Here is a 24,975-nt window from a genome sequence, read left to right as displayed (position 1 = left end):
GCCATGAGCCATACGTTCTATATTCTCGCGTCCTATCTGGTGGCCGGTGCCATATCTCTCGGTCTCTGTCTCTGGGTCTGGCTTGATGGCCGCGCCCGCCAGCGGGAAATTGCCGAACTGGAAGCCGCCGGTCATCGGCGACGCTCGGCGGCCAAGACGGCCGGTGGTGAAGTGGCATGAGCGAGGAGACGCAACCCACCAAGGGTGGTTTCGGCCGCTACGCGCTGGCGCTCATACCGCTGGTGCTGTTTGCCGGTTTTGCCGCCATCACCGGCAAGGTGCTTTACGATCAGCAGGTTCATGGCAAGGACATATCCGCCATTCCCTCGGCGCTGATCGGCATGGTGGCACCCGCGCTCGACATGCCGCCGCTCGAAGGGTCGGATACTCCGCCGCTGACGGATGCCGCCATCAAGGGCAAGCTGACGCTGCTCAATGTCTTTGCGTCCTGGTGCATACCCTGTCGCGAGGAACATCCGATCCTGCTCGAGCTTTCGAAGGATCCCCGCATCAATCTCGTCGGCATCAATTACAAGGACCGCAACGACAATGCGCTGCGCTTCCTTGGCGAGCTTGGCAATCCCTACAAGGCGATCGGTGTCGACCCGAACGGCAAGGCCGCTATCGACTGGGGTGTCTACGGCATTCCGGAAACCTACCTCGTCGCCCCGGATGGCAGGATCCTCTACAAGCGGGTCGGGCCGTTCGACCCCGTCAGCCTGAGGGAAGGGCTGATGCCGGCCATCGAGAAGGCCCTTGCGGCGCCATTATCCTGAAGTAGCATGGCCCCGAATCATTTCGGGGTTTTTCATGGCCGGTTATTACACGCCTATCCTGCTGCTTTTCGCTTCCAACATCTTCATGACCTTTGCCTGGTATGGTCATCTCGGCCATGAAAAGACGCCGCTATGGATCGCGGTGATGACCTCGTGGGGTATCGCCTTCTTCGAATACTGGCTGGCAGTGCCGGCCAACCGCATCGGCCATCAGGTCTATAGCGCCGCCCAGCTCAAGACGATGCAGGAGGTGATTACCCTTCTCGTCTTCGCCGCCTTCTCTGTGTTTTACCTGAAGGAGTCCATCGGCTGGAACCATCTGGTCGGCTTCGGACTCATTGCCTGCGGCGCAGCCTTTATCTTCAAGCCTTAAAGGCCCGCCTGCCAGACCTTGATGGCTTCGACCGGCCAGACGAGCATCAGCACGTTGAGCGTGAGATTGTCACGGATGACGAAGAGCGTCAGAAGCTCAAAGGCGATGGCAAGCGCCACCGTGACCCAGACCGGCATGCGCGCGGCGAAGAAGAAGCCGAGCGCCATGAACACGGTGTCCATGCCGGAGTTCAGGATGCTGTCGCCGGTATAGCCGAGCGCCATGGTGGCGGTGCGGTAGCGGTCGATGACCATCGGCGAGTTTTCCGCCAGTTCCCACGCGGCCTCGATCAAGACGGCAAACGAGAGGCGGGCAAACAGGGGCTGCCTGCGAAACAGCAGCCAGCCGAGCCCGTAGAACAGGAAGCCGTGGATGATATGAGAGGGCGTGTACCAGTCCGACAGGTGCTGCGAATTGCCCGGTGTGTTCGCACCCGGCTCGAACAGCTTGATATAGCCGCATTCGCAAATCGGAATACGGCCCATGAGATGCAGGATGACGATCTGGGCGAGCAGCAGGCCAAGGGCGACGCCGAGCCAGAGCGTATTGCGGCTTGCGGTCGGAGCGGCCTCGGCTGTCACGGTTTGTCCTTCATGATGGGTTCTACGGAGTGTTTCATGATGAGCGGCATCTGTGCCATCGTGAAAAGGACGGTGATGGGCATCGTGCCCCACACCTTGAAGGCGACCCAGGTATCGGTCGAGACCGTTCGCCAGACGGCCTCGTTCAACACGGCGAGGAAGAGGAAGAACACGCCCCAGCGGAGCGTCAGCTTGCGCCAGCCCTCATCCGTCAGCTTGAAGGCGGAGTTGAAGACATAGCCCAGAAGCGACTGGCCGAAGAACAGGCCGCCGAGCAGGATGGTGCCGAACAGCGCGTTGACGATGGTCGGCTTCATCTTGATGAAGGTGTCGTTCTGTAGCCAGAGCGTCAGCGCACCGAAGACGAAGACGACGATGCCGGAAATGAGCGGCATCATCGGCAGTTTGCGGGTGAGAAGCCATGATACGGTCAGCGCCACGGCTGTTGCGATCATGAACAGGCCGGTGGCGATGAAGATCGGCCCACCGAATTCGGTGAGAACCGGAAAGCGGCTCGCCAGCCATTCGCCGCGGGCATTGGCGAAGAAGAAGACCAGCAGCGGCCCGAGTTCCAGCGCCATTTTCAGGAGCGGGCTGATCTCGGCGGCCATTTCGGCACTTTCTTTCTGATTGCTCTCGATGTCCACGCGTCAAACTCCCGCAATCGCCTTGGCGAAATCACCTGCCTCGAAAGGCTCCAGATCGTCGATCCCTTCACCGACACCGATGAAATAGACCGGCAGCTTGTGCTTGGCGGCGATGGCGACCAGGATACCGCCGCGAGCCGTGCCATCCAATTTTGTCATAATCAGGCCGTTGACGCCCGCCACATTGCGGAAGATCTCGACCTGGCTCATGGCGTTCTGGCCGGTGGTTGCATCGAGCGTCTGGAGAACGGTGTGCGGCGCATCCGGATCGAGCTTGCCGAGCACGCGGACGATCTTTTCCAGTTCCGCCATCAGTTCCGCCTTGTTCTGCAGGCGGCCGGCGGTATCGATGATGAGCACGTCGCTCTTCTTCGCCTTCGCCTGTTCGAAGGCATCATAGGCGAGGCCCGCGGCATCGGCGCCAAGCCTGGTGCCGATGAAGTCGGAGCCCGTGCGCTCGGCCCAGATCTTGAGCTGTTCAATGGCAGCGGCGCGGAAGGTGTCGCCTGCGGCAAGGGTGACCTTGAGGCCCGCGCCCGAAAGCTTGGCGGCAAGCTTGCCGATCGTGGTGGTCTTGCCGGTGCCGTTGACGCCGACGACGAGGATGACGTGCGGCTTGTGCGAGAGATCGAGCTTCAGCGGCTTCGCGACGGGGGACAAAACCTTCTCAACCTCGGCGGCCATGATGCGGGCGACATCCTCGCCGCTCACATCCTTGCCGTAACGCTCGGAAGACAGCGCGCCGGTGATGCGCATGGCGGTTTCGACGCCGAGATCGGACTGGATCAGCAGGTCTTCAAGTTCGTCGAGCGTGTCTTCATCCAGCTTGCGCTTGGTGAACAGGGCGGAAATCTTCAGGCTAAGCTGGGAGGACGTGCGTGAAAGCCCGGCCTTGAGACGCTGGAACCAGGTGAGTCTGGGGGCTTCTTCCGGCTCGACCTCTTCCTCAGGCTCATTTTCGCTCAGCGCGAAGCCGGCTGGCAGGGCCGGGGTGTCGGTCCCGGCCATCCGTTCGTCCACCTGTTCTTCGGCTGGTTCGATGACCGGTGCGGCCTCCAGGCTTTCGGAGATCACGGTTTCCAGCGGTTCCTCGGCGCCGGCAACTGTCTCCGGTTCGCGCTCGACCTCCTCCAGCACCTTTTCGAATTCGGATGGTTCGTCTTCGGCCGGGATTTCGGCTTCCGCCGCATCGGGTGCGGGCGTCTCAGCCTCCGGCGGGCGCTCCTTGCCGAAGGAGAAGATACGTTTGATGAAACCGGCCATGGGGTGTTATCCGTACTCTTTGAACAATCAGGCGGCGCGGGCCGCCTCGACATCGATGATGAGGTGGCGGCCATTGTGACCGGCGATGGTCGCCGACACAAGGTCACGGGGTTTTAGACCCGGCGTCGCGACACCGGTGAAATTTTCCGTATGCGCCATGCCGTTGTTCTCGATCAGCAATGTCTGACGCGTGCCGGTCATGCGATTGAGATGGGCGGCGTAAAGGACTTCACCGCGTTCGCGCAGGCGCGCGGCGCGGGCCTTGACAAGCGCGCGATCGATTTGCGGCATCCGAGCGGCGGGGGTTCCCGGACGCGGACTATAGGGAAAGACGTGAAGCTGGGCGATGCCGCAGGCTTCCGCCAGCCGCGCGGAATTTTCCGCAGCCTCGTCCGTTTCTGTCGGGAAACCGGCGATCATATCGGCGCTGAAGGCGATTTCCGGACGTAGGCGACGAGCGTCGCCGCAGAAGCGGATGGCATCGGCGCTGAGGTGACGGCGCTTCATGCGCTTCAGGATGAGATCATCGCCATGCTGGAGCGAAAGATGCAGATGCGGCATGAAGCGCGGCTCATTCGCGATCAGGTCCATCAGATGTGGGTCGACCTCAATGCTGTCGATGGAGGAAAGGCGGAGTCGCAGGATTTCCGGCACCTGTTTCAACACGGTTTTCGCCAGCAGTCCAAGCGTCGGCGTACCAGGCAGGTCAGCGCCATAGCTCGTCGCGTCGACGCCGGTCAGCACGACCTCGCGATAACCGCCCTCCACCAGCCGGCGGGCCTGTTCCACCACGGCGCCCATGGGCACCGAACGGGAATTGCCGCGGCCATAGGGAATGATGCAGAAGGTGCAGCGGTGATCGCAGCCGTTCTGCACCTGCAGGAAGGCGCGCACATGGCCATCGATGGCGTTGACCATTTGCGGGGCGGTTTCCGTCACGCTCATGATGTCGTTGACGCGGATCTTTTCTTCCGCCGAAACACCGAAATCGGGCAGGGCGCGATAGGACGCGCTTTTCAGCTTTTCTTCGTTGCCGAGAACCGCATCCACTTCCGGCATGGCGGAAAAGGTATCGGCTTCCGTCTGCGCGCCGCAGCCGGTGACGATGATGCGGGCATTCGGATTTTCGCGCCGGGCGCGGCGAATGGCCTGCCGCGCCTGCCGGGTCGCCTCGGCGGTGACGGCGCAGGTATTGAACAGTATGGCATTGTTCAACCCGGCTGCCTTTGCCTCGGCCCGCATCACTTCCGATTCATAGGTGTTGAGACGGCAGCCGAAGGTGATGACCTCGACACCGCTCACCGGGCTTCGGCTCCCGCTTCCGGGCTGCGGGTGAAGCTGCCGGTTTCCGGGTTCAGCGTGCCGGCCCATTCCCATTCGGCGGGGCCGGTCATGACGACGTGATTGTCGGGACGCCATTCGATCACGAGCTTGCCGCGGTTCGGGCTGGAAGCAACTGTAACTTCCACCTTGCGGCCCGTGCGGCCGGTGCGAGCGCCGGAAACGGCGGCGGAACAGGCAGCGGAACCGCAGGCGAGCGTCAGGCCCGCGCCACGCTCCCAGGTGCGGGTCGTCATCGATGTCGGCGACGTCACCTGCGCCAGCGTGATGTTGGCCTTTTCCGGGAACATCGGATGGTTTTCGAGCAGCGGACCGAAACGGTCGAGATCGAAGCTCATCGGATCGCGGTCGACCCAGAAGATGGCGTGCGGGTTCCCCATCGACATGACCGCCGGCGAATGCAGGACGGGATTGTCGATCGGGCCGATCTGCAGTTCGATACGGCTGGTATCGTGGAACTCTTCGGAGAGCGGGATGCGGTTCCACTCGAAGACGGGCTGGCCCATATCGACCGAGATCGTGCCGTCCTCATGCTCGACGGCGTTGAGAATACCGGCAATGGTCTGGAAGGTGAAGGACTTGCGGCCCGTCTCGGAGGCGAGCGCCTGCACCACGCAGCGGGTGCCGTTGCCGCAGGCCTGCGCCCGCGTACCATCGCAGTTCACGATGTCGATATAGGCATCGGTGCCGTTCACCTTGGGATCATGGATCGCCATGATCTGGTCGAAGCGGGTCAAGGGATCGGCGGCCAGTGCGATGGCGGCCTCCGGCGTCACCTTGTCCTTGCGGCCACGCATATCCACGACGAGAATCTGGTTTCCCAGTCCGTTCATCTTCGCGAATTCGACCGTTTCCGACATGGCGCTGCACTTCCCTTGCTTTCTCTGGCCTATATGGAGGAAAAAGCCGCGGATTACCAGTAGAGAGCACGGGGTCAGCGGTCGGGAACATCGAACATCTGGCCCGCGCCGAGCGGGCGAAAGCGGGTGCTTTCGATTTCGGCGGCAAGAAGCGCTTCGGCCAGGTGATCGACCGGGGCGCCGATGGGCTCGTTGGTGAGCTGGAACGTGCCGAAATGATGGCCGATGGCGTGCGCCGCATTGATGAGGCGGAAGCCTTCCACGGCCTCTGCCGGGTTCTGGTGCTGGGCCTCCATGAACCAGCGCGGCTCATAGGCGCCGATCGGCAGGATGGCGAGACGGAAGTCGCCGTATTTTTCGGCGAGCGCCCGGTAGTTGCGGCCGCCATGAAACCCGGTGTCGCCTATGTGATAGATGCGGCCCGCCGGGGTTTCGATGACGAAGGCAGCCCACAGCGCCATCGAGCGATCGCGCAGGCCGCGCGCAGACCAGTGGTGGCAGGGTTCGGCGGTGAAGGTGACACCTTCCACGTCCCAGCTTTCCCCCCAGTCGAGCGGCACGATGCGGGCATCGGGTGCGGCAAGACGGATGATCGTGTCATTGCCGAGCGGGGTCAGGATCAACGGGTTGAAGGCCTCGCACAACCGCTTCAGCGTCGCGAGATCGAGATGGTCATAATGATTGTGGGTGACGATGACGACATCGACCGGCGGCAGGTGGTCGAATTCGATGCCGGGTTCGATCACCCGTTTCGGGCCGGCGAAGGAAAGCGGGCTGGCACGCTCCGACCAGACGGGGTCGACCAGAATGTTGAGGTCCGCCACCTGGATGAGCATGGAGGCATGGCCGATCATGGTGACGCGCAGATCGCTGCCGGAAACCTTTTGCGCGGGCCGGGCCGGCATTGCCAACTCCAGTCGTTTCGGCCAGCGGGCGCGACTTTCCCCGAAGTTCCAGCGCAAGAGTTCCCTGAACCCCAGCGGCTCTATGCCATCGGGATTGAAGAACCGGGTACCGTTGAAATGGTCGCTCGTCGGTCCGCCGTAATAGGGGTTCCTCGCCATGTCGGGTCTTCTCCCTGCCCGCCTGTTCTTGCTCTGACCGTTGAGATATGGTCGCGACGGGCGTCCGGCAACGGTCTTGCCGACCGAAAACGTGCTTTTCCGGCCCTGCGGTTGACTTTTGCGCGCTCTTGTTGTTTAAGCCCGTCGATCTGCTGACAAGTGACAAGACTTGGAGCCGCCGACCGGAACAGGATTCCGGAGGTCAACACCCGACAGCGCGTTGCGCCCTCGGGTGCTTTTTGGCTTATGCGTCTTGTAACTGTCGGCCTGAGACCCAAGCTTTTCGGGCACCACCGGAAGCGAGAAGGAAGAACCAATGTTTGAAAGCCTCCAGGACCGTCTTGGCTCCATTCTGAATGGACTGACCGGCCGCGGTGCGCTCTCCGAGGCGGATGTCTCGGCGGCACTGCGCGAGGTGCGTCGCGCGCTGCTCGAAGCGGACGTGGCGCTGGAGGTCGTGCGCGGCTTTACGGATCGCGTGCGCGAAAAGGCCGTTGGCGCGGAAGTTCTGAAATCGATCAAGCCCGGCCAGATGGTCGTCAAGATCGTTCACGACGAACTCATCGCGACGCTGGGTGCCGAAGGCGAGGTCATCGACCTCAATGCACCGGCGCCTGTCGTCATCATGATGGTCGGTCTTCAGGGCTCGGGTAAAACGACGACGACGGCGAAGATCGCCAAGCGGCTGACGGAACGCGAGCGCAAGAAGGTCCTGATGGCCTCGCTCGATACGCGCCGCCCCGCCGCGCAGGAACAGCTTCGCCAGCTCGGCAGCCAGACCGGCGTCGAAACGCTGCCGATCATCGCGGGCCAGTCGCCCACCGATATTTCCGCCCGCGCCGTGCAGGCCGCCAAGCTCGGTGGTTACGACGTGGTGATCCTCGATACCGCCGGCCGTACGCATATCGACGAGCCGCTGATGGCCGAGATGGCCGAGATCAAGCGCCGCTCGAACCCGCATGAAATCCTGTTGGTCGCGGACTCGCTGACCGGTCAGGATGCCGTGAACCTTGCCCGCTCCTTCGATGAGCGCATCGGCATCACCGGCCTCGTCCTGACCCGCATGGACGGCGATGGCCGTGGCGGCGCCGCCCTTTCGATGCGCGCCGTCACCGGCAAGCCGATCAAGCTCATCGGTGTCGGCGAAAAGATGGGCGAACTCGAGGAGTTCCACCCGCGCCGGATCGCCGACCGTATCCTTGGCATGGGCGACATCGTTTCGCTGGTCGAAAAGGCCGCGGAAAACATCGACGCCGAAAAGGCCGCGGCCATGGCCGCGCGCATGGCCAAGGGCAAGTTCGACCTGAACGACCTCGCCGACCAGCTTCGCCAGATGCAGAAGATGGGTGGCATGGGCGGCATCATGGGGCTTATGCCCGGCATGGCCGGCATGAAGGACAAGATGGCCGCCGCCGGTCTGGACGACAAGCTGTTCCGCCGCCAGCTCGCCATCATCTCTTCGATGACGAAGGAAGAGCGTGCCAACCCCGATCTGCTCAAGCATTCCCGCAAGAAGCGCATCGCCAGCGGTTCCGGAACGGATGCCGCCGAAATCAACAAGCTGCTCAAGATGCATCGCGGCATGGCCGACATGATGAAGATGATGGGCGGCAAGGGCAAAGGCGGCATGATGAAGCAGATGATGGGCGGCCTTGCCGGCAAGATGGGCCTTGGTGGCCTTGGCGGCGGCATGCCCGATCTGTCGAACATGGACCCCAAGCAGCTCGAGGCGCTGGCCAAGCAGGCGGAAGCCTCCGGCCTGACGAAGCCTGGCGCGGGGCTGCCGAGCGGTCTTGGCGGTCTTCCGGGCCTGGGCGGCGCAAAGCTTCCGGGTCTCGGTGGCCTTCCCGGTCTGCCGGGCTTCCCGAAGAAGAAGTGAGGGGAGGAGACCATGATCGATCCTGAAATCCGCGCGCAGCTTTCGGGCTACCGCCAGTCCATCGACAATATCGACGCGGCGCTGGTCCACATGCTGGCCGAGCGGTTTCGTTGCACCCAGGCCGTTGGGGTTCTCAAGGCCAAGCATAGCCTGCCGCCGGCCGATCCGGCGCGGGAGGAATACCAGATCGAGCGGCTGCGCCGCCTGGCCAAGGATGCCAATCTCGATCCCGATTTCGCGGAAAAGTTCCTGAATTTCATCATCAAGGAAGTGATCCGCCACCATGAAGCCATCGCCGCCGAACACGTAGGCGAAGCCAAGTAACACCGCCCAAAAGGCGGAAACCGAACACAGAAAACACCTAAAGGAGTAAACCCATGTCCCTCAAGATTCGTCTCGCCCGTGGCGGTTCCAAGAAGCGTCCGTACTACCAGATCGTCGTTGCCGACGCCCGTTCGCCGCGCGATGGCCGCTTCATCGAAAAGCTCGGTTCCTGGAACCCGATGCTTGGCAAGGACAACGAAAAGCGCGTTGAACTGAACGTCGACCGCATCAAGCATTGGCTCGGCAACGGCGCTCAGCCGACCGACCGCGTTCTGCGCTTCCTCGACCAGGCCGGTCTCGCCAAGCGCGAAGCCAAGAGCAACCTGGAAAAGGGCAAGCCGGGCAAGAAGGCCATCGAGCGCGCCGCTGAAAAGGCCCAGAAGGCTGAAGAAGCCGCTGCTGCCGCAGAATAACCGGGATCGTCCGATTCCGTTCAGCGGGCGGCGTGATACCACGCCGCCCGTTTTCCGTTTTTCAAACTGGCCCATCGCTCGCGATTTATTGTTTTGCATCGAATTCGGCGCAAAACCGGTTCGCACTTTGGCGGGAACTGCTCTAATAAAGGCGGGTCAGGGAGGCTCTCATGTCGAAACTCGAAAACCCTATCCTGCTCGCTGTCATCGGCGCGGCCCAGGGCCTGCGCGGTGAAGTGCGCGTGCGTTCCTTCACCGACGATCCCATGGCCATCGGCGATTACGGTCACCTCCACTCCAGCGATGGCCGCACCTTCGAGGTGCTGGAAGTGCGTGAGGGCAAGAATGTCGTCATCGTCCGCTTCCGCGGCGTCAACGACCGCAATGCGGCCGAGGCGCTCAACGGGCTCGAACTCTATGTGGAGCGCGCAAACCTGCCGGACGATGAACTGGAAGACGACGAGTTCTATTATACCGATCTCGAGGGGCTTGAAGCCGTCGATGCCGAAGGCAAGAGCTACGGTAATGTCAGTGCCGTCTATGACTTCGGCGCGGGCGACCTTCTCGAACTCAAGGGACCGGGCAAGCGCCCCGTTCTTATTCCCTTTTCCGAGGCCGCGGTTCTTGAAATCGACCTCGATGGCGGCAAGATCCTGATCGATCCCATGGCGGCCGGTCTTGTCGACAACGACGACGACAAGACGCTGAAACCGGGCCAGCCGAAACCATGACGTTTCGCGCCACGGTCCTGACGCTCTACCCGGAGATGTTTCCGGGGCATCTGCAATATTCTTTATCCGGTAAGGCGCTGGAGCGGGGCGACTGGTCGCTGGAGGCCGTGCAGATCCGCGATTTTGCCGCCGACCGTCATCGCACGGTGGACGATACGCCCGCCGGTGGTGGCGCCGGCATGGTGCTGAAGCCCGATATTCTGGCAGCTGCTATCGATGCGGCGGCGCCTGAAGGCGATACCCGCCCGAAACTGCTGATGAGTCCGCGCGGACGTCCGCTGACGCAGACCCGTGTCCGCGAGCTGGCTGACGGAGAGGGCTGCCTCATCGTGTGCGGCCGGTTCGAAGGGGTCGATCAGCGCGTCATCGAGGCGCGTGGGCTGGAGGAGGTCTCCATCGGCGATTACGTACTGTCCGGCGGCGAACCGGCGGCGCTGACGTTACTCGATGCCTTGGTGCGCATCCTGCCGGGCGTCATGGGCAATGCGCTCTCCGGCGTCCATGAAAGCTTCGAGGGCGACCTGCTGGAGCACCCCCATTATACCCGCCCGCAGGCTTTCGAGGATCGCGACATTCCGGCGGTACTGACCTCCGGCAACCACGCGGCCATTGAAAAATGGCGGCGGGAACAGGCCGAGGAACTGACGCGAACACGCCGACCCGATCTTTGGCAACGCTATCTCCGGAACAGATCATGAGCCTTCTGCTGAAACTCGAGAGCCTCGCCATCGCGCTTGCTGCTCTCGGCGGCTATTGGGTGACAGGTGCAAGCTGGAAGCTGTTCTTCCTGCTCGTGCTGGCACCGGACATTGCCCTTCTCGCCTATCTCTTTGGGCCGAAAATCGGCGCCTGGGGCTATAATGCCGCGCATAGCTTTATCGGCGTTGCCGTGCTGCTCGCCGTCGGGCTGTTCGGCGGTTGGGAGCTGACGCTTCCGATTGCGCTGATCTGGACGTTCCACATTGGTCTCGACCGGGCGCTGGGTTACGGCCTGAAATATGAAAGCGCCTTCACCGATACGCATCTCGGCCCCATCGGCAAGGCGAAATCGGGCTTTTGAGCAGCCCTGCCTGTTGATTCCCCGGGAGCGATGGTGTATTGCGCACCCGGAAATGCGGGTACGCCCGTCTGCCACAAACAAAGATCTAGCTCTCCGCTCCCGCCTCTTCGGCGCATTCCCGCGGATATCAAGGGAATGACGCGAGCGTTCTGGCTGTTCGAGAAAAACCTAGAGGTTAGACCTATGACCAACATCATCAAGCAGCTCGAAGCTGAACAGGCTGCAAAGATCGAAGCCCAGCGCACCCTGCCGGAATTCTCCCCGGGCGATACCGTCCGCGTCAACGTGAAGGTGACGGAAGGCAACCGTACCCGCGTTCAGGCCTATGAAGGCGTCGTCATCGCGCGTTCTGGTTCGGGCATCAACGAAAGCTTCACCGTTCGCAAGATCTCCTATGGCGAAGGCGTCGAGCGCGTGTTCCCGGTCTACTCCCCGCTGGTCGAAGGCGTTGAAATTGTCCGCCGCGGTAAGGTCCGCCGTGCCAAGCTCTACTACCTGCGCGATCGTCGCGGCAAGTCGGCTCGTATCGTCGAGAACACCGGTACCCGCGCCCGCAAGCTCAACGAAGCCGAGCGCGCCGCCGTTGCCGCTGAAAAGGCCCGCGTCGAAGCTGAAAAGATCGCCGCTGCCCAGGCTCTGGCCGCTGAAAAGGCTGCTGCCGAAGCCGCTGCCGCCGCAGAAGCCGCTGCTGCAGAAGCAAAGAGCGAATAAGACTTTCACCCTTTACGGGTTCGGAAAGGCGGCCTTCGGGTCGCCTTTTTTCGTTGCGGTGCAGCACATCGGTTTGTTGCGCCTTTCTTGCCGCCCGGCTGAAAAGCTGGTAATGAGGCGCCCATGGAATCCAAATTCGGTTGCGCAGATCACAGGATTGTCGTGCTGCAGGATCACAAGCGCCTGCCAGCCCGCTTCTATGCGCAATTTTCCGGCGCCCTATTCGCCCGACTTCCCTGATTTGGGCTCGCCGGCGTACCGGCCTTTTCCTGTTTTCAAAATTTCAAAACTTTCGGACGGATGTGAACCATGAGCGCACCGCGTACCCTTTACGACAAGATCTGGGACGACCACGTCGTCGACCGCCAGGAAGACGGCACCTGTCTTCTCTACATCGACCGTCACCTCGTTCACGAAGTGACGAGCCCGCAGGCCTTCGAGGGCCTGCGCATGACGGGCCGCACGGTGCACGCACCGGCCCGCACGCTGGCTGTGGTCGACCACAACGTGCCGACGACGCCGGATCGCGTCAACGGCATCAAGAACGAGGAAAGCCGCATTCAGGTCGAGGCGCTCGCCCAGAACGCCCATGAATTCGGTGTCGAGTATTATTCCGAGCGCGACAAGCGCCAGGGCATCGTGCACATCGTCGGTCCGGAACAGGGCTTCACCCTGCCGGGCATGACCATCGTGTGCGGCGACAGCCACACCTCCACGCACGGTGCGTTCGGTTCTCTGGCGCACGGCATCGGCACGTCCGAAGTGGAACACGTTCTGGCCACCCAGACGCTGATCCAGAAGAAGGCCAAGAACATGTTGGTGCGTGTCGATGGCAAGCTGCCGGAAGGCGTGACGGCCAAGGACATCATCCTTGCCATCATCGGCGAGATCGGCACGGCTGGCGGTACCGGCCACGTCATCGAATTCGCCGGCGAAGCCATCGAAGCCCTGTCGATGGAAGGACGCATGACGGTCTGCAACATGACCATTGAAGGCGGCGCCCGCGCCGGTCTCATCGCTCCGGATGAAAAGACCTTCGAATACATCGCCTCCAAGCCGCGTGCGCCGAAGGGCGAGGCGCTGGCCCAGGCAATTGCCTACTGGAAGACGCTGAAGACCGACGAGGGCGCTCACTTCGACCGCGTCGTCGTGCTCGATGCCGCCAACCTGCCGCCGATCGTTTCCTGGGGCTCCTCGCCCGAGGATGTGATCTCGGTCGATGGCGTCGTTCCTAACCCGGACGAGATCGAGGATGAGAACAAGCGCACCTCCAAGTGGCGTGCTCTGGACTATATGGGTCTGAAGCCGGGCACGAAGATCACCGACATCACCGTCGACCGCGTCTTCATCGGCTCCTGCACCAACGGTCGCATCGAGGACCTGCGCGCCGCTGCCGCGGTTGTCGAAGGCAAGAAGGTGGCTTCGACCGTCAACGCCATGATCGTTCCGGGCTCCGGCCTCGTGAAGGAGCAGGCGGAAGCCGAAGGTCTGGACAAGATCTTCAAGGAAGCCGGCTTCGAATGGCGCGAACCGGGCTGCTCCATGTGTCTGGCCATGAATGACGACCGCCTGAAGCCCTACGAGCGTTGCGCCTCGACCTCGAACCGCAACTTCGAAGGTCGTCAGGGCTACAAGGGCCGCACGCACCTGGTGTCGCCGGCTATGGCGGCGGCTGCAGCAATCGCCGGACACTTCGTGGACATCCGCGACTGGAAGTAAGCCTTCTGGCTTGAAATGCGAAAGGCCGGGCTATTTTGCCCGGCCTTTTTCGTTGCGGTGGCTTTCGCCGCCTTCCTTTTCGATGGCCTTGATCTTACCGGACCACGGGTGTGTTCTCGGGCTGCGCGACCGGCGCGGCGGCCATGCGGGCGCGGGTATCGGCCTCATGCAGCATGTAAAGCGGTACGGCGGATGCGATGGCGGTGACCACGATGATGCCCATCAGCAGCTTCATCATGTAGCGTTCCATCTGATTCAACTGTTCCGGCGATGCTTTCATGGTTCCCTCCCGTGGATGCCATGATGGGGAGATTAAACGCAAAACGTTAAAACTCGTTCCCATGTCTCAGGCCCATGTCACGGACGCGCTTATTTCAGTACGCGAACCACAGTTTTGGGGTTGATGTGTGGCAGCAGTCGCAGCATATCGCGCCGGGAAACAGCCACGCACCCGGCCGTCGGTTCATAGCCTGGACGAATGAGGTGAAAGAAAATGGCGGAACCGCGTCCCTGCCTGCGGGACGTCACATTCCAGTCCATCACGAGAATGATGTCGTAAAGGCCATCACTCCGCATCAATTCTTCGTGACTTTTTCCGAAGGGGGCGGTCACCGGACGGTTGTAATTGGCATCGCCCGGTGCGTCGCACCACAGCATGTCGGCGCGAATCCGCTTCAATTCGAGCGACGATGGCGCGGTGCGAATCCGCTCGCCGCGCCGGTATCCACCCATGATTTTCATGGCAGCACAGGGGGTAGCGCCGTCTCCCTCGCGTTTGAAGGCGGAAATTCCCGATCGTCCGATGGCGGCGGGGAGGCGCAGCGTGCCGGCCTGAACGATGGCTCTCTGCGGGTTGCGCGGCGCGCGGCGCACCACGATCGTTGGAATGAACCCGCCGTGACAGGGCTTGAAGCGCCGCATTTTCTTCCCAATTCTTCCCAATGTGACAAAAGTCTGCACCCGCAGGCTCAACCGATCATATCACGCTCGTCACAGGCTTGAAGCTTTTGACTTCTGAAGCGTGCCGATATCGCGTACAAGCGATGAGACGATAGAAAGGCGAAAGCAACGCATGACCGCTCGGACGATTCTTCTGGTAGATGACGACAACGATCTCCGGGAAACGCTGGTTGAACAGCTTTCGCTTTATGACGAATTCGAACTGATCGAGGCAGACACTGCCGCCAGTGCCATGAACGTGGCGCAGGAAGGGCGGATCGACCTCGCCGTGATGGATGTGGGGCTGCCGGACATGGACGGCCGCGAGGCGGTGAAGCTTATGCGTCGCAACGGTTTCAAACCGCCGATCATCATGCTGACCGGGCACGATACCGATTCCGATACGATCCTGGGCCTTGAGGCCGGCGCCAATGACTACGTGCCGAAGCCCTTCCGCTTCGCGGTGCTTCTGGCGCGCATTCGCGCCCAGCTTCGCCAGTACGAACAGAGCGAGGATGCGACGTTCACCGTTGGCCCCTACATCTTCAAGCCCAGCCAGAAGCAGTTGACGACCGCCGATGGCAAGAAGATCCGCCTGACGGAAAAGGAGGCGGCGATCATCCGCTATCTCTATCGCGCCAGCCAGCAGGTCGTGACCCGCGACGTGCTGCTGGAGGAGGTGTGGGGCTATAATTCCGGCGTCACCACCCACACGCTGGAAACGCATGTCTATCGCCTGCGGCAGAAGATCGAGCGCGATCCCTCCAATGCCGAGATCCTCGTGACGGAAAACGGCGGCTACAAGATCATTCCCTGAGCGGTTTCATCCGGGCAGGCAGGCGGAATACGAGGCGGATCGAATTTTGCCTGTGTCGGGGCGCAGAACCGTGTCGCACTTTTGCCGGAAATGCTCTAGTTTCTCCCGATGCGATTGCGTGGGCAGGGTTCTCCGGCTGCTGCCGGAACCGGTCTGGACAGAGGGTTTTTCATGGCGCTTGCCGACGATATCAGCGTGCTTTCACAGGCACCGGTCTTTTCCAGCCTTTCCGGCGACGCATTGCGTCTTGTCGCGTTCGGTGCGGAAAAGAAGGTGCTGAGTGCGGGCCAGGTTCTGTTCAAGGAAGGTGCCCCGGCTGAATCCGCCTATATCGTGATTGCCGGGCGCGTGGCGATCTACGCCTCCGGCAGCAGCGAACCGGAGAGCTTTGCCGGGCCCGGCGCCCTTCTCTCCGAACTGGCGCTGATTACCCGCGTCGAACGCAAGTTCACGGCGGTGGCTGAAGGCGACCTGGAAGTGATCCGCATCGCGCGGGCGCTGTTTCGCCGCCTGATCGAGGAATATCCGCAGGTGGCGCGCGTCGTTGAGGATCGCATTCGCGAGAATATCGCGCGGCTGGCCGAGGAAGCGACGGCCATGCAGCCGCGCTTCGCCTGACAGCCTCTTCTTAAAGCGCGAAGCGGGCCGTCACCGGCACATGGTCGGACGGGCGGTCCCAGCCTCGGGCTTCCCTCAGCACCGTAATTTCCTCCAGGGCCGGGCCAAGATCGGCGGATGACCAGATATGGTCCAGACGACGGCCACGGTCGGCGGCATCCCAGTCCTTGGCGCGGTAGCTCCACCACGTATAGATCTTTTCCGGCTCCGGGCGGTACTGGCGCATCAGGTCGAGCCAGGCGCCACGGGCGATGACTTCCTTCATGCCATCGGTTTCGACCGGTGTGTGGCTGACGATCTTCAGAAGCTGCTTATGCGACCAGACGTCGTTTTCAAGCGGTGCGATGTTCAGGTCGCCGACCAGAATGGAGGAAACGCCGGGTTCGGCATTCTCCTTGAGAAGCTTCATTTCTTCCAGAAAATCCAGCTTGTGGCCGAATTTCGGGTTGATGGCGCGGTCCGGCTCGTCACCGCCGGCCGGCACATAGAAGTTATGCAGGCGAATGCGCTTGCCGCCCTTCTCGAAGATGGCTGAGATGTGACGGCTGTCGCCCACCCCGCAGTAATCGGTGCTGTAGTCCTCGGCAAGCGGCAGACGCGAGACAAGCGCCACGCCGTGATAACCCTTCTGCCCGTGGATGAGGATATGGTCGTAGCCGAGGGCCTTCAGCGGCTCCATGGGGAACTCGCTGTTCTGGCACTTTGTTTCCTGCAGGCAGAGAATGTCCGGCGAATAACGCGTCAGGAACTGTTCCACGATCGGCATGCGCAACCGGACCGAGTTGATGTTCCAGGTGGTGATCGTCAGGGACATGAAAAGCTCCGTCATGTTGGCTTGACGGAGCTTTAGAACAGGACGGACCCGCAAACAAGCACGGGCCGCGCAAGGCGCTTACCGGGAGCCCGGCAGCCTGCGCACGTCGTCGTAGGGAATGGTGAAAACCTTCTCATCGAAGTGCACGCCGGTCTTCACGTTGAAGATCATCACCGAGGTGTCCTTGCCCTGATTGTCGGTGATCGTCCACTGGCGCAGGTCGCTCGTCGCGGGGTCGAACATCAGGGTAATCGTCTGGTCGCCGAAGATCGACTTGTCGCCCATGACGATCGTGGTGAGGTCGGCGCTCTGCTGGACGTCGCGCACCATCTGGTGCTGCAGGTCGATCCGGTCGGCCAGAAGCAGGCTGAGCGGCGTCTTGGAGAGCGGATAGATATCCCAGGTCTTCAGCTTGAGATTGCCGATCACCACGTTCGAACCATCGGCGATGACGCGGATGGGCGAGGGGTCGTCATAGTTGAAGCGCAGCTTGCCGGGGCGTTGGATGAAGAACTTGCCGCTGGTCTGCTCGCCGCGCGGGCTGAACTGCATGAACTCGCCCATCATGCTTTTCACCGAGGAGAAATGATCGGCGATTTTCTGGGCGGCGCCCGGGTCCGCAGTCTGCGCGCTGGCAACTGCCGGCATGAGGCCTGCCGCTGCGGCACCCGCCATCAATCCCAGCAGCGTGCGCCGGGTCGCGACCTGATCCGCAAACGGGGAAGAGGACGCGCCGGATGCTGCCGTAAATCGAGTCTTTTCAGTCATTCCTGTCTCCTTTGCCTCCTTTTGGAAGCAAAACGCGGCGTCTTCGTGACGGCCCGACCGAATCCGTCGCGCGCATCTATAGCACGCGCAACGGGGGCGATGGGAAGCACTTCAGCCGATTATCGGTCGAGCACGTCTGCTTCCGTCGGAACGAGGATTTCCCGCTTGCCGGCATGGTTGGCGGGGCCGATCAGCCCTTCCTGTTCCATGCGCTCGATGAGCGAGGCGGCGCGGTTGTAGCCAATGCCGAGGCGTCGCTGGATATAGGAAGTGGACGCCTTGCCGTCGCGCAGAACGATGGCAACGGCCTGATCGTAGGGGTCGTCGGAGCCGGCGAGATTGCCGGTGCCGGCCGGGCCGTGGCCGCCTTCTTCGTCGTCATCGGCTGTCACGGCTTCAAGATATTGCGGCGCCCCTTGCGTCTTCAGGTAGGCGACGATCTCCTCGACTTCGGTGTCGGACACGAAGGGGCCGTGAACGCGCTGGATGCGTCCGCCGCCGGCCATGTAGAGCATGTCGCCCATGCCGAGAAGCTGCTCGGCACCCTGTTCGCCGAGAATGGTGCGGCTGTCGATCTTCGAGGTCACCTGGAAGGAAATGCGGGTGGGGAAGTTCGCCTTGATCGTGCCGGTGATGACATCGACCGAAGGGCGCTGGGTGGCCATGATGACATGGATACCGGCCGCGCGCGCCATCTGGGCAAGCCGCTGCACGGCGCCTTCGATATCCTTGCCGGCCACCATCATCAGGTCGGCCATTTCGTCGATGATGACGACGATATAGGGAATGGGTTCCAGATCGAATTCTTCGGTCTCGTAGATCGCCTCGCCTGTCTGACGGTCGAAGCCGGTCTGCACGGTGCGGTTCAGAACCTCGCCCCTCGCCAGCGCCTGTTCCACGCGGCTGTTGAAGCCGTCGATGTTGCGCACGCCGATCTTCGACATCTTCTTGTAGCGCTCTTCCATCTCGCGCACCGCCCATTTCAGGGCCACGACGGCCTTCTTGGGATCGGTGACAACGGGGGTCAACAGATGCGGAATGCCGTCATAGACCGAGAGTTCGAGCATCTTCGGGTCGATCATGATCAGGCGGCACTGCTCCGGCGTCATGCGATAGAGCAAGGATAGGATCATCGTGTTGATGGCGACCGACTTGCCCGAACCGGTGGTGCCGGCGACCAGAAGGTGGGGCATCTTGGCGAGATCGGCGATGACCGGTTCGCCGCCGATGGTCTTGCCCAGCGTGATGGCGAGCTTGGCCTTGGAGCCGTCGAAATCACGGTTGTCGATCAGTTCCCGCAGGAACACAGTTTCGCGTGACCGGTTCGGCAGTTCGATGCCGATGGCGTTGCGGCCGGGCACCACGGCGACGCGTGCGGCAATCGAACTCATGGAGCGGGCGATGTCGTCGGCGAGGCCGATGACGCGCGATGACTTGATGCCGGGGGCCGGTTCGAGTTCGTAAAGGGTCACGACCGGACCGGGACGCACATGCAGGATTTCGCCGCGGACGCCGAAATCCTCGAGAACGCTTTCCAGCATGCGGGCATTCTGGTCCAGAGCATCGGCGGTAAGCGTCGCATCGCGCTTGACGTTTTTCGGTTCAGCCAGAAGCTGCACGGACGGCAGCGTGAAGCCATCGGCGGAGGAGGTGCGGAAACTTTCCGGCGCAGCCGAAATGGGCCGCGAACGCGCTGCGGGTTCTGAGCGGGCCGAAGCCGCCGGGTGGTCCCACTCGTCGTCTTCATCGACAAGGATGTCCGCCGGGTGGCGCGCAAAGCGGTCGTCGTCATCGAAGGGCGGATCATCGACATCCGCGCGGGCGCCAGGGGAGACCGGTGGCGGTGTCAGCACGCGACGGTTCTGATGCGTATCGCGCTCAAGGCTCGGTTCGCTGCGCGTGTCGGGCGTTCCCTTGGCGCGAACCGGTTCGTTCAGCGTGCCGAATTCATCCTCGTTGAAATCGTAGGGGGCGTCGATATCTGCCTTGCGACGGCTGAATTCGAACCCCGTCAGGCGACGAAGACGGGCCTGCATCGTGTACCAGATATGGGTGGTGGCGCCGGCAATCAGCATGATGAAGGGATGCGGATCGTCGTTCTCGGCTTCCATCTCACGCAGGGAGCGTGCCTTGCCGGGGCGAACAGGCTCCTCCTCGACGGCGGGCAGATGCAGTTCGGGCTCGCGCCCGACAAGGCCGGAGGCGATGAGCAGGAACCAGATGGCGGGCAGAGCCATGGTCGAACCGATGACGATGGCCCCGGTGCCGGACGGATAGGCGCCGATGAAAAGGGCGGGGAAGCGCAGGATGAGATCGCCGGCCACGCCGCCAATGCCATTCGGCAGTGGCCATGTCTGCGGTGCGGGCATGCAGCCGGCGGCGGCGGCGGCCAGCAGCGCCCCAAGCCCCCAGGAGGCAATCCGGGTCGGCAGGCGGTTGATGCGGCGGCCACTGATAAGGGACAGTGACCAGGCGAGCGCAGGCAAAAGGATGACGACGCCGGCCAGGCCGAACAGTTGCATGAACCCATCGGCGAAGAAGGCGCCGCCGATACCGAGAATGTTGACGGGTTCCGTGCCGGTGGCATGCGAAAGGCTGGGGTCATCGATGTTCCACGTCGCCAATGCCGCGACGCCGAGAGCCAGTGCGATGAAGATGGCGAAGCCCGTAAAGACGCGAATTTGCCGCCACAGGAACGCCGTGAAGACGAAACGCGCGGATTGGCGACCGAGGTTCGCCGTATGACTTTTTGCCATGTTGCCAGCCCTGTTTCCGGGGTGGTGCTGCCGCAGACACGCTGTCGCAGCACCCGATTCAGCCGCAGACTAACCGCATGACGGTTAAAGGCGCATTAACCATCCATGAAAACGCAATCTTTACGGCGGGGCAGGGGGCCAACGCAAAAAAAAGGCCCGGAACCAGAGGTCCGGGCCAATGTAGCCACGCGTGCTGCAGGCTACGACGGGATTGGAAAAGGGCGCCGGATGAACGGCGCCCCCGATTGTCGATGCGGTTCCGGAAGGGAGACCGTTGCCGGTGCGGCTTAGTGGTAAGCCGTTTCGCCGTGGGACGACAGGTCGAGACCTTCGCGTTCGGCTTCGACCGAGACGCGCAGACCGACGATGAGGTCGACAACCTTGTAGAGGATGGCCGAGACGATGACGCCCCAGACGATCGTGATGGCAACGGCGACGAACTGGATCCACAGCTGGCTGGCGATCGAGAAGTCTTCCTTGCCCGTGCCGCCGAGCGACGGAGCGGTGAAGATGCCGGTGCCGAGAGCGCCGATGATGCCGCCCACGCCGTGTACGCCGAAGACGTCGGCGCTGTCGTCATAGCCGAACTTGGCCTTCACGACGGCAACGAAGAAGTAGCAGATCGGCGAGACGATCAGGCCGAGGACGATGGCGCCGATCGGGCCAACCGAGCCGGCAGCCGGGGTGATGGCAACGAGGCCGGCGATCATGCCCGAGACGGCGCCGAGCAGCGAAGCCTTGCCGCGGGTCAGGCTTTCAACCAGCGACCAGGAAACGATGGCGCCAGCGGTCGCCAGGAAGGTGTTGATGGTGGCGAGAACGGCACCGCCCGAAGCTTCCAGGTTGGAGCCGGCGTTGAAGCCGAACCAGCCGAACCACAGGAGAGCGCCGCCGATGAGGGTCATGGTCAGCGAGTGCGGAGCCATGTTGTCCTTGCCGTAGCCAGTACGCTTGCCGACCATGATCGCGCCAACCAGACCGGCAATACCGGCGTTGATGTGAACGACCGTGCCGCCAGCGAAGTCGAGAGCGCCGAGGCCGAAGATGTAGCCGTTGGCATCCCAGACCATGTGGGCGATCGGGAAGTAGACGAAGGTGGCCCACAGGATGCAGAACAGGACGGCAGCCGCGAACTTGATGCGTTCTGCGAAGGCGCCGATGATGAGGGCCGGCGTGATCGCGGCGAACGTCATCTGGAAGGCGATGAAGGTGTATTCGTAGATCACGACGCCTTCAGAGAAGGTGGCGGAGGTGCTTTCGCCCGTCACGCCCGACAGGAAAAGCTTGGCGAAGCCGCCGAAGAAGGGGCTTTCGGAGCCGCCGAAGGCGAAGGAGTAGCCGTAGACGACCCAGACGATCATCAGGGCGGCCGGAATGACCGTGGTCTGCATCAGGACGGAGACCATGTTCTTGGAACGAACCAGACCGCCGTAGAACAGCGAAAGGCCCGGAACCGTCATCAGCAGCACGAGGATCGTGGCGAGGTACATGAAGGCGGTGTCGGCCTTTTCCGGAACCGGAGCGGCAGCAGCGGCGTCCTGGGCGAATGCCGGCATGGCAAGCGCGGCGGAAGCCAGCGCAAGTCCGGTTACGAGTTTGAAATTCTTAAGCATGGATACTATACCCCCTGACGCCTTAGAGCGCTTCGTTGTCGGTTTCGCCGGTGCGGATGCGCACGGCCTGGTCGAGCGAGTAGACAAAAATCTTGCCGTCGCCGATCTGACCCGTCTTCGCTGCCGAAGCGATCGCTTCGATGGCCTTCTCGACGAGTTCGGAGGCAACCGCGATCTCGATCTTCAGTTTCGGCAGGAAGCTCACGGCATATTCAGTGCCGCGATAAATCTCGGTGTGTCCCTTCTGGCGTCCGTAACCCTTGACCTCGGTTACGGTCAGGCCCTGAATACCGACAGCCGTCAGTGCTTCGCGCACTTCGTCCAGCTTGAACGGCTTGATAATGGCCATCACAATCTTCATCTGGTTTCCCATCCTCAATGTTTTGCTCGGCTCGGAGCCGACTCTCCTCGCCGCTGGCAAGGCATCTATGCAGCGACTGTCACTTACGCATTCAAGGGCCGTGCCAGATTCGATTTGCTGAATAAGTTATTGAAAAGTAAAGCAAGCTTTGCAGGCATCCAGAAAAGCGGCAAATGAATCGCTGATAATCGCGCATTATATGGGCAATTTTGAAAAAATGCACATAATTTCGCCAAATGCCTTTTTCAGAATCAAAGCGCTGCGACCATCCGCGGCGCTTCACGGTGCTTTACGCGGCTTCGCGCTGGACTATATAAAGGAGACGAAGCGCCCGGTGCATGGTCAGGAATGATCCGAACCTGTTCGTGTGCATGAATGGGACGGGATTTTTGCGGCCTTCCGGTTGCAGGTGAGAGGAACGACGATGCTCGATATTCTGGTCGCCGGTGGCGGATATGTGGGCCTTGCCGTGGCCGCGGCGATCAAGCAGGCTGCGCCGCATCTTGCCGTCGAAGTGGTTGAAATTGCGCCCGAAGACGCGTGGCGGCGCGATCCGCGCGCCTCCGCCATCATTGCTGCGGCTTCGCGCATGCTGGACGTGCTGGGCGCCTGGCAGGCGATCCTGCCGGAAGCGCAGCCAATCGAGAAGATGGTGATTACCGATTCGCAGACGGGTGATCCCGTGCGCCCCGTTTTCCTGACCTTCGACGGCGAGGCGGGCGCGGCGGGTGAACCCTTTGCCCACATGGTGCCCAATGTCGCCATGGTCGGCGCGCTGCTCGATGCCTGCGCCCGTTTCGGCGTCACCGTTCGCAATGGTGTGGCGGTATCAGGCTTCTCCACTGGCGAGGCATCGACCGAAGTGACGCTCTCCAACGGAGAACAGCGCTCGACGCGGTTGCTGATCGCCTGCGATGGCGTGCGTTCGAAACTGCGGGACATGGCCGGAATCAAGCATATCCGCTGGGAGTACGGCCAGTCGGGGATCGTGACGACGGTGGAGCATGAGCGCCCGCATAACGGTGTCGCCGAAGAGCATTTCCTGCCCGCCGGCCCCTTTGCCATTCTGCCGCTCAAGGGTAATCGCTCATCGCTGGTTTGGACAGAGCGCACGCCCGATGCCGACCGGCTGGTGGCGGGCGATGATTTCCTGTTCGAGGAAGAGCTGGAGCGGCGCTTCGGCCAGAAGCTCGGCTCCTTGCGGGTTGCGGGCGACAAGCGGGCGTTTCCGCTGGGTCTGACGCTGGCGCGTGCTTTTGTCGCGCCGCGCTTTGCGCTGGTGGGCGATGCCGCCCATGGCATCCATCCGATTTCCGGGCAGGGCCTCAATCTCGGCTTCAAGGATGTGGCGGCGCTGGCGGAAACCGTGGTGGAGGCCGACAGGCTCGGGCTGGACATCGGCTCGCTTGCCATTCTCGAACGCTACCAGACCTGGCGGCGTTTCGACACGTTCCGCATGGGCGTGACAACCGATGTGCTGAACCGGCTTTTCTCCAACGATATCGGCCCGGTGCGACTTGTGCGTGATCTCGGTCTCGGGCTCGTGGACCGCATGCCGGCGCTGAAGTCTTGGTTCATCGGTCAGGCGGCGGGTGTCGCGGGGCCGGGTGATCCGCGGCTTCTGGCAGGCACGGCGCTCTGAAGCCTTTCAGTCCTTCAGTTCGCGCGCTTCGGAAATCAGCATGATCGGCACGCCGTCGCGAATAGGATAGGCGAGGCGGGCGCTTTCCGAAACCAGTTCGCTCTTTTCCCGGTCAAGGTGGAGGTGTCCCTTCGTCAGCGGGCAGACGAGCAGTTCGAGCAGTTTCGGGTCTACTTCCGAGGTTCTGGCGTCCATTGCGATCGTCCTATTGCAGCGTGTTCGACGGGGTGCCGGGGCTGCGGGCCACCAGCATTTCCAGCATGGCGACGAGCGTTGCCGAGCGCGCCTTGAGGCTCGCGGCTTCCAGCAGCGCCTGCTTTTCCGCCGCGCCGAAGGGCGACATCATGCACAGCGAATTGACCAGCGCGAGATTGCCGGCCCGCTCGATGCTTTCCCAGTCCGCTTCCAGCCGATGCTGCTCGAGATAGGCGCGGAACACGGTCATCAGTGCGTTGCGGTCGACATCGGGTTCCTCACCGGCAACGCCGAGATCCGACAGAAAGGGCAGGATGCGAATGCTGCGGAACAGATCGTCTCCCGTCGTTGTCTCTTCGAGAAGCCGGACGCGGCAGATGCCGGCCAGCGAAACGATGTAGCGCCCGTCGCCGGTTTCCGAAAAGGATGTGATGCGCCCGAGGCAACCGACATCGCAGAGTGCGGGATTGGTCGTTTCTCCCGCAGTTTCCGTCAGCCGGGGTTGCACCATCGTGACCAGCCGGTTGGAGGCGATGGCGTGATCCATCAGTGCGATGTAGCGCGGTTCGAACACGTTGAGCGGCAGGTGGCTGCCAGGCAGAAGCAGTGCGCCGGTCAGCGGAAACACCGGCGCAATCTCCGGAAAATCATCCGGTCCGTCATATCTGGCGTTGCCAACCTTCATAACGGCCTCCCGGCATGACTGCGTT

General features: G+C 62.1%; 29 protein-coding genes. 14 read left to right on the top strand and 15 right to left on the bottom strand.

Going from position 1 to position 24,975, the window contains the following annotated elements; all coding sequences use genetic code 11:
• The first annotated feature begins 3 nt into the window (after positions 1-3).
• The 3 genes from ccmD to GGQ66_RS12680 are packed head-to-tail and all read left to right on the top strand — an operon-like array spanning position 4 to position 1,149.
• On the top strand, positions 4-180 hold the full coding sequence (ccmD, locus tag GGQ66_RS12690; protein WP_183793044.1) for a heme exporter protein CcmD: 177 nt from the start codon (positions 4-6) through the stop codon (positions 178-180).
• Positions 177-776 carry a DsbE family thiol:disulfide interchange protein gene (locus GGQ66_RS12685; protein WP_183793042.1) on the top strand — a complete coding sequence of 200 codons (600 nt, stop codon included), beginning with the start codon at positions 177-179 and terminating at the stop codon, positions 774-776. The genes ccmD and GGQ66_RS12685 overlap by 4 nt, the downstream gene beginning before the upstream one ends.
• A 34-nt stretch (positions 777-810) precedes the next feature.
• A complete protein-coding gene (locus GGQ66_RS12680) occupies positions 811-1,149 on the top strand; it encodes a DMT family protein (protein WP_183793040.1) in 339 nt (112 codons plus the stop codon).
• On the opposite strand, the gene GGQ66_RS12675 is transcribed toward GGQ66_RS12680, so the two are convergent.
• The 6 genes from GGQ66_RS12675 to GGQ66_RS12650 all read right to left on the bottom strand — a co-directional run bounded on the left by GGQ66_RS12675 (position 1,146) and on the right by GGQ66_RS12650 (position 6,905).
• Positions 1,146-1,730, bottom strand: coding sequence for a DUF2585 domain-containing protein (locus GGQ66_RS12675; RefSeq protein WP_183793038.1), 585 nt, complete (start codon positions 1,728-1,730; stop codon positions 1,146-1,148). The two genes, GGQ66_RS12680 and GGQ66_RS12675, sit on opposite strands and share 4 nt — an antisense overlap.
• The gene (locus GGQ66_RS12670) at positions 1,727-2,341 is read right to left on the bottom strand and encodes a septation protein A (protein WP_183793140.1); all 615 of its coding nucleotides are present in this window, start codon (positions 2,339-2,341) and stop codon (positions 1,727-1,729) included. The genes GGQ66_RS12675 and GGQ66_RS12670 overlap by 4 nt, the downstream gene beginning before the upstream one ends.
• A 39-nt stretch (positions 2,342-2,380) precedes the next feature.
• Entirely contained in the window at positions 2,381-3,640 is a 1,260-nt protein-coding gene (ftsY, locus tag GGQ66_RS12665) for a signal recognition particle-docking protein FtsY (RefSeq protein WP_183793036.1), read from the bottom strand.
• A gap of 27 nt (positions 3,641-3,667) precedes the next feature.
• Entirely contained in the window at positions 3,668-4,942 is a 1,275-nt protein-coding gene (gene mtaB / locus GGQ66_RS12660) for a tRNA (N(6)-L-threonylcarbamoyladenosine(37)-C(2))-methylthiotransferase MtaB (RefSeq protein WP_183793034.1), read from the bottom strand.
• A complete protein-coding gene (gene dapF, locus GGQ66_RS12655) occupies positions 4,939-5,841 on the bottom strand; it encodes a diaminopimelate epimerase (protein ID WP_183793032.1) in 903 nt (300 codons plus the stop codon). Before dapF ends, mtaB begins: the two co-directional genes overlap by 4 nt.
• A 74-nt stretch (positions 5,842-5,915) precedes the next feature.
• Entirely contained in the window at positions 5,916-6,905 is a 990-nt protein-coding gene (locus tag GGQ66_RS12650; protein ID WP_183793030.1) for an MBL fold metallo-hydrolase, read from the bottom strand.
• Positions 6,906-7,221: 316 nt separating this feature from the next.
• Here GGQ66_RS12650 and ffh point away from each other — a divergent pair, with 316 nt between their 5' ends.
• From ffh to leuC, 8 genes are all read left to right on the top strand, one after another.
• The gene (ffh, locus tag GGQ66_RS12645) at positions 7,222-8,784 is read left to right on the top strand and encodes a signal recognition particle protein (RefSeq protein ID WP_183793028.1); all 1,563 of its coding nucleotides are present in this window, start codon (positions 7,222-7,224) and stop codon (positions 8,782-8,784) included.
• A gap of 12 nt (positions 8,785-8,796) precedes the next feature.
• Positions 8,797-9,108, top strand: a complete 312-nt coding sequence (locus GGQ66_RS12640; RefSeq protein ID WP_183793026.1) for a chorismate mutase — start codon at positions 8,797-8,799, stop codon at positions 9,106-9,108.
• A gap of 53 nt (positions 9,109-9,161) precedes the next feature.
• Positions 9,162-9,521, top strand: coding sequence for a 30S ribosomal protein S16 (gene rpsP, locus GGQ66_RS12635; protein WP_183793024.1), 360 nt, complete (start codon positions 9,162-9,164; stop codon positions 9,519-9,521).
• Between the two features lie 170 nt (positions 9,522-9,691).
• Entirely contained in the window at positions 9,692-10,252 is a 561-nt protein-coding gene (rimM, locus tag GGQ66_RS12630; protein ID WP_183793022.1) for a ribosome maturation factor RimM, read from the top strand.
• Positions 10,249-10,950, top strand: coding sequence for a tRNA (guanosine(37)-N1)-methyltransferase TrmD (gene trmD / locus GGQ66_RS12625; RefSeq protein ID WP_183793020.1), 702 nt, complete (start codon positions 10,249-10,251; stop codon positions 10,948-10,950). The genes rimM and trmD overlap by 4 nt, the downstream gene beginning before the upstream one ends.
• Positions 10,947-11,312, top strand: a complete 366-nt coding sequence (locus tag GGQ66_RS12620; protein ID WP_183793018.1) for a DUF4260 domain-containing protein — start codon at positions 10,947-10,949, stop codon at positions 11,310-11,312. The genes trmD and GGQ66_RS12620 overlap by 4 nt, the downstream gene beginning before the upstream one ends.
• Positions 11,313-11,495: 183 nt before the next feature.
• The gene (gene rplS / locus GGQ66_RS12615; protein WP_183793016.1) at positions 11,496-12,023 is read left to right on the top strand and encodes a 50S ribosomal protein L19; all 528 of its coding nucleotides are present in this window, start codon (positions 11,496-11,498) and stop codon (positions 12,021-12,023) included.
• 309 nt (positions 12,024-12,332) lie between these two features.
• The gene (gene leuC / locus GGQ66_RS12610; protein ID WP_183793015.1) at positions 12,333-13,742 is read left to right on the top strand and encodes a 3-isopropylmalate dehydratase large subunit; all 1,410 of its coding nucleotides are present in this window, start codon (positions 12,333-12,335) and stop codon (positions 13,740-13,742) included.
• 94 nt (positions 13,743-13,836) lie between these two features.
• On the opposite strand, the gene GGQ66_RS12605 is transcribed toward leuC, so the two are convergent.
• Together GGQ66_RS12605 and GGQ66_RS12600 are read right to left on the bottom strand one after the other, a co-directional pair.
• Complete coding sequence (locus tag GGQ66_RS12605; protein ID WP_183793013.1) at positions 13,837-14,022, bottom strand: hypothetical protein; 186 nt, start codon at positions 14,020-14,022, stop codon at positions 13,837-13,839.
• 89 nt (positions 14,023-14,111) lie between these two features.
• Entirely contained in the window at positions 14,112-14,663 is a 552-nt protein-coding gene (locus tag GGQ66_RS12600) for a L,D-transpeptidase family protein (RefSeq protein ID WP_183793139.1), read from the bottom strand.
• Positions 14,664-14,814: 151 nt separating this feature from the next.
• On the opposite strand from GGQ66_RS12600, the gene GGQ66_RS12595 reads away from it, so the two are divergent.
• Both GGQ66_RS12595 and GGQ66_RS12590 read left to right on the top strand, forming a co-directional pair.
• Complete coding sequence (locus tag GGQ66_RS12595) at positions 14,815-15,498, top strand: response regulator transcription factor (protein ID WP_183793011.1); 684 nt, start codon at positions 14,815-14,817, stop codon at positions 15,496-15,498.
• A gap of 171 nt (positions 15,499-15,669) precedes the next feature.
• Positions 15,670-16,116 carry a cyclic nucleotide-binding domain-containing protein gene (locus GGQ66_RS12590; protein WP_183793009.1) on the top strand — a complete coding sequence of 149 codons (447 nt, stop codon included), beginning with the start codon at positions 15,670-15,672 and terminating at the stop codon, positions 16,114-16,116.
• 10 nt (positions 16,117-16,126) lie between these two features.
• On the opposite strand, the gene GGQ66_RS12585 is transcribed toward GGQ66_RS12590, so the two are convergent.
• The 5 genes from GGQ66_RS12585 to GGQ66_RS12565 form a co-directional block, all read right to left on the bottom strand.
• Positions 16,127-16,930: an exodeoxyribonuclease III gene (locus tag GGQ66_RS12585; protein WP_183793007.1), complete on the bottom strand. Its 804-nt coding sequence runs from the start codon at positions 16,928-16,930 to the stop codon at positions 16,127-16,129.
• 78 nt (positions 16,931-17,008) lie between these two features.
• The gene (locus GGQ66_RS12580; RefSeq protein WP_183793006.1) at positions 17,009-17,698 is read right to left on the bottom strand and encodes an outer membrane lipoprotein carrier protein LolA; all 690 of its coding nucleotides are present in this window, start codon (positions 17,696-17,698) and stop codon (positions 17,009-17,011) included.
• 119 nt (positions 17,699-17,817) lie between these two features.
• Positions 17,818-20,454, bottom strand: coding sequence for an FtsK/SpoIIIE family DNA translocase (locus tag GGQ66_RS12575; protein ID WP_183793004.1), 2,637 nt, complete (start codon positions 20,452-20,454; stop codon positions 17,818-17,820).
• Between the two features lie 287 nt (positions 20,455-20,741).
• Positions 20,742-22,067, bottom strand: coding sequence for an ammonium transporter (locus tag GGQ66_RS12570; protein ID WP_183793003.1), 1,326 nt, complete (start codon positions 22,065-22,067; stop codon positions 20,742-20,744).
• A 22-nt stretch (positions 22,068-22,089) separates the two neighbouring features.
• Positions 22,090-22,440 (bottom strand): P-II family nitrogen regulator, encoded by a 351-nt coding sequence (locus tag GGQ66_RS12565; protein WP_183793001.1) that lies wholly within the window; start codon positions 22,438-22,440, stop codon positions 22,090-22,092.
• A gap of 412 nt (positions 22,441-22,852) precedes the next feature.
• Between GGQ66_RS12565 and GGQ66_RS12560 the strand changes: the two genes are divergently transcribed.
• A complete protein-coding gene (locus GGQ66_RS12560; protein WP_183792999.1) occupies positions 22,853-24,070 on the top strand; it encodes a ubiquinone biosynthesis hydroxylase in 1,218 nt (405 codons plus the stop codon).
• Positions 24,071-24,076: 6 nt separating this feature from the next.
• Here GGQ66_RS12560 and GGQ66_RS12555 read toward each other — a convergent pair whose 3' ends face one another.
• Positions 24,077-24,265: a Trm112 family protein gene (locus GGQ66_RS12555; RefSeq protein WP_183792997.1), complete on the bottom strand. Its 189-nt coding sequence runs from the start codon at positions 24,263-24,265 to the stop codon at positions 24,077-24,079.
• A 10-nt stretch (positions 24,266-24,275) separates the two neighbouring features.
• Positions 24,276-24,950, bottom strand: a complete 675-nt coding sequence (locus GGQ66_RS12550; protein ID WP_183792995.1) for an LON peptidase substrate-binding domain-containing protein — start codon at positions 24,948-24,950, stop codon at positions 24,276-24,278.
• Positions 24,951-24,975 lie beyond the last annotated feature (25 nt).

Origin of the sequence: Allorhizobium borbori (assembly GCF_014196535.1) — a bacterium.
GTDB classification, from domain to species: Bacteria; Pseudomonadota; Alphaproteobacteria; order Rhizobiales; family Rhizobiaceae; genus Ectorhizobium; species Ectorhizobium borbori.
Note: the sequence above shows the minus strand (reverse complement) of the source record. Positions and strands in the feature narration are given on the sequence as shown.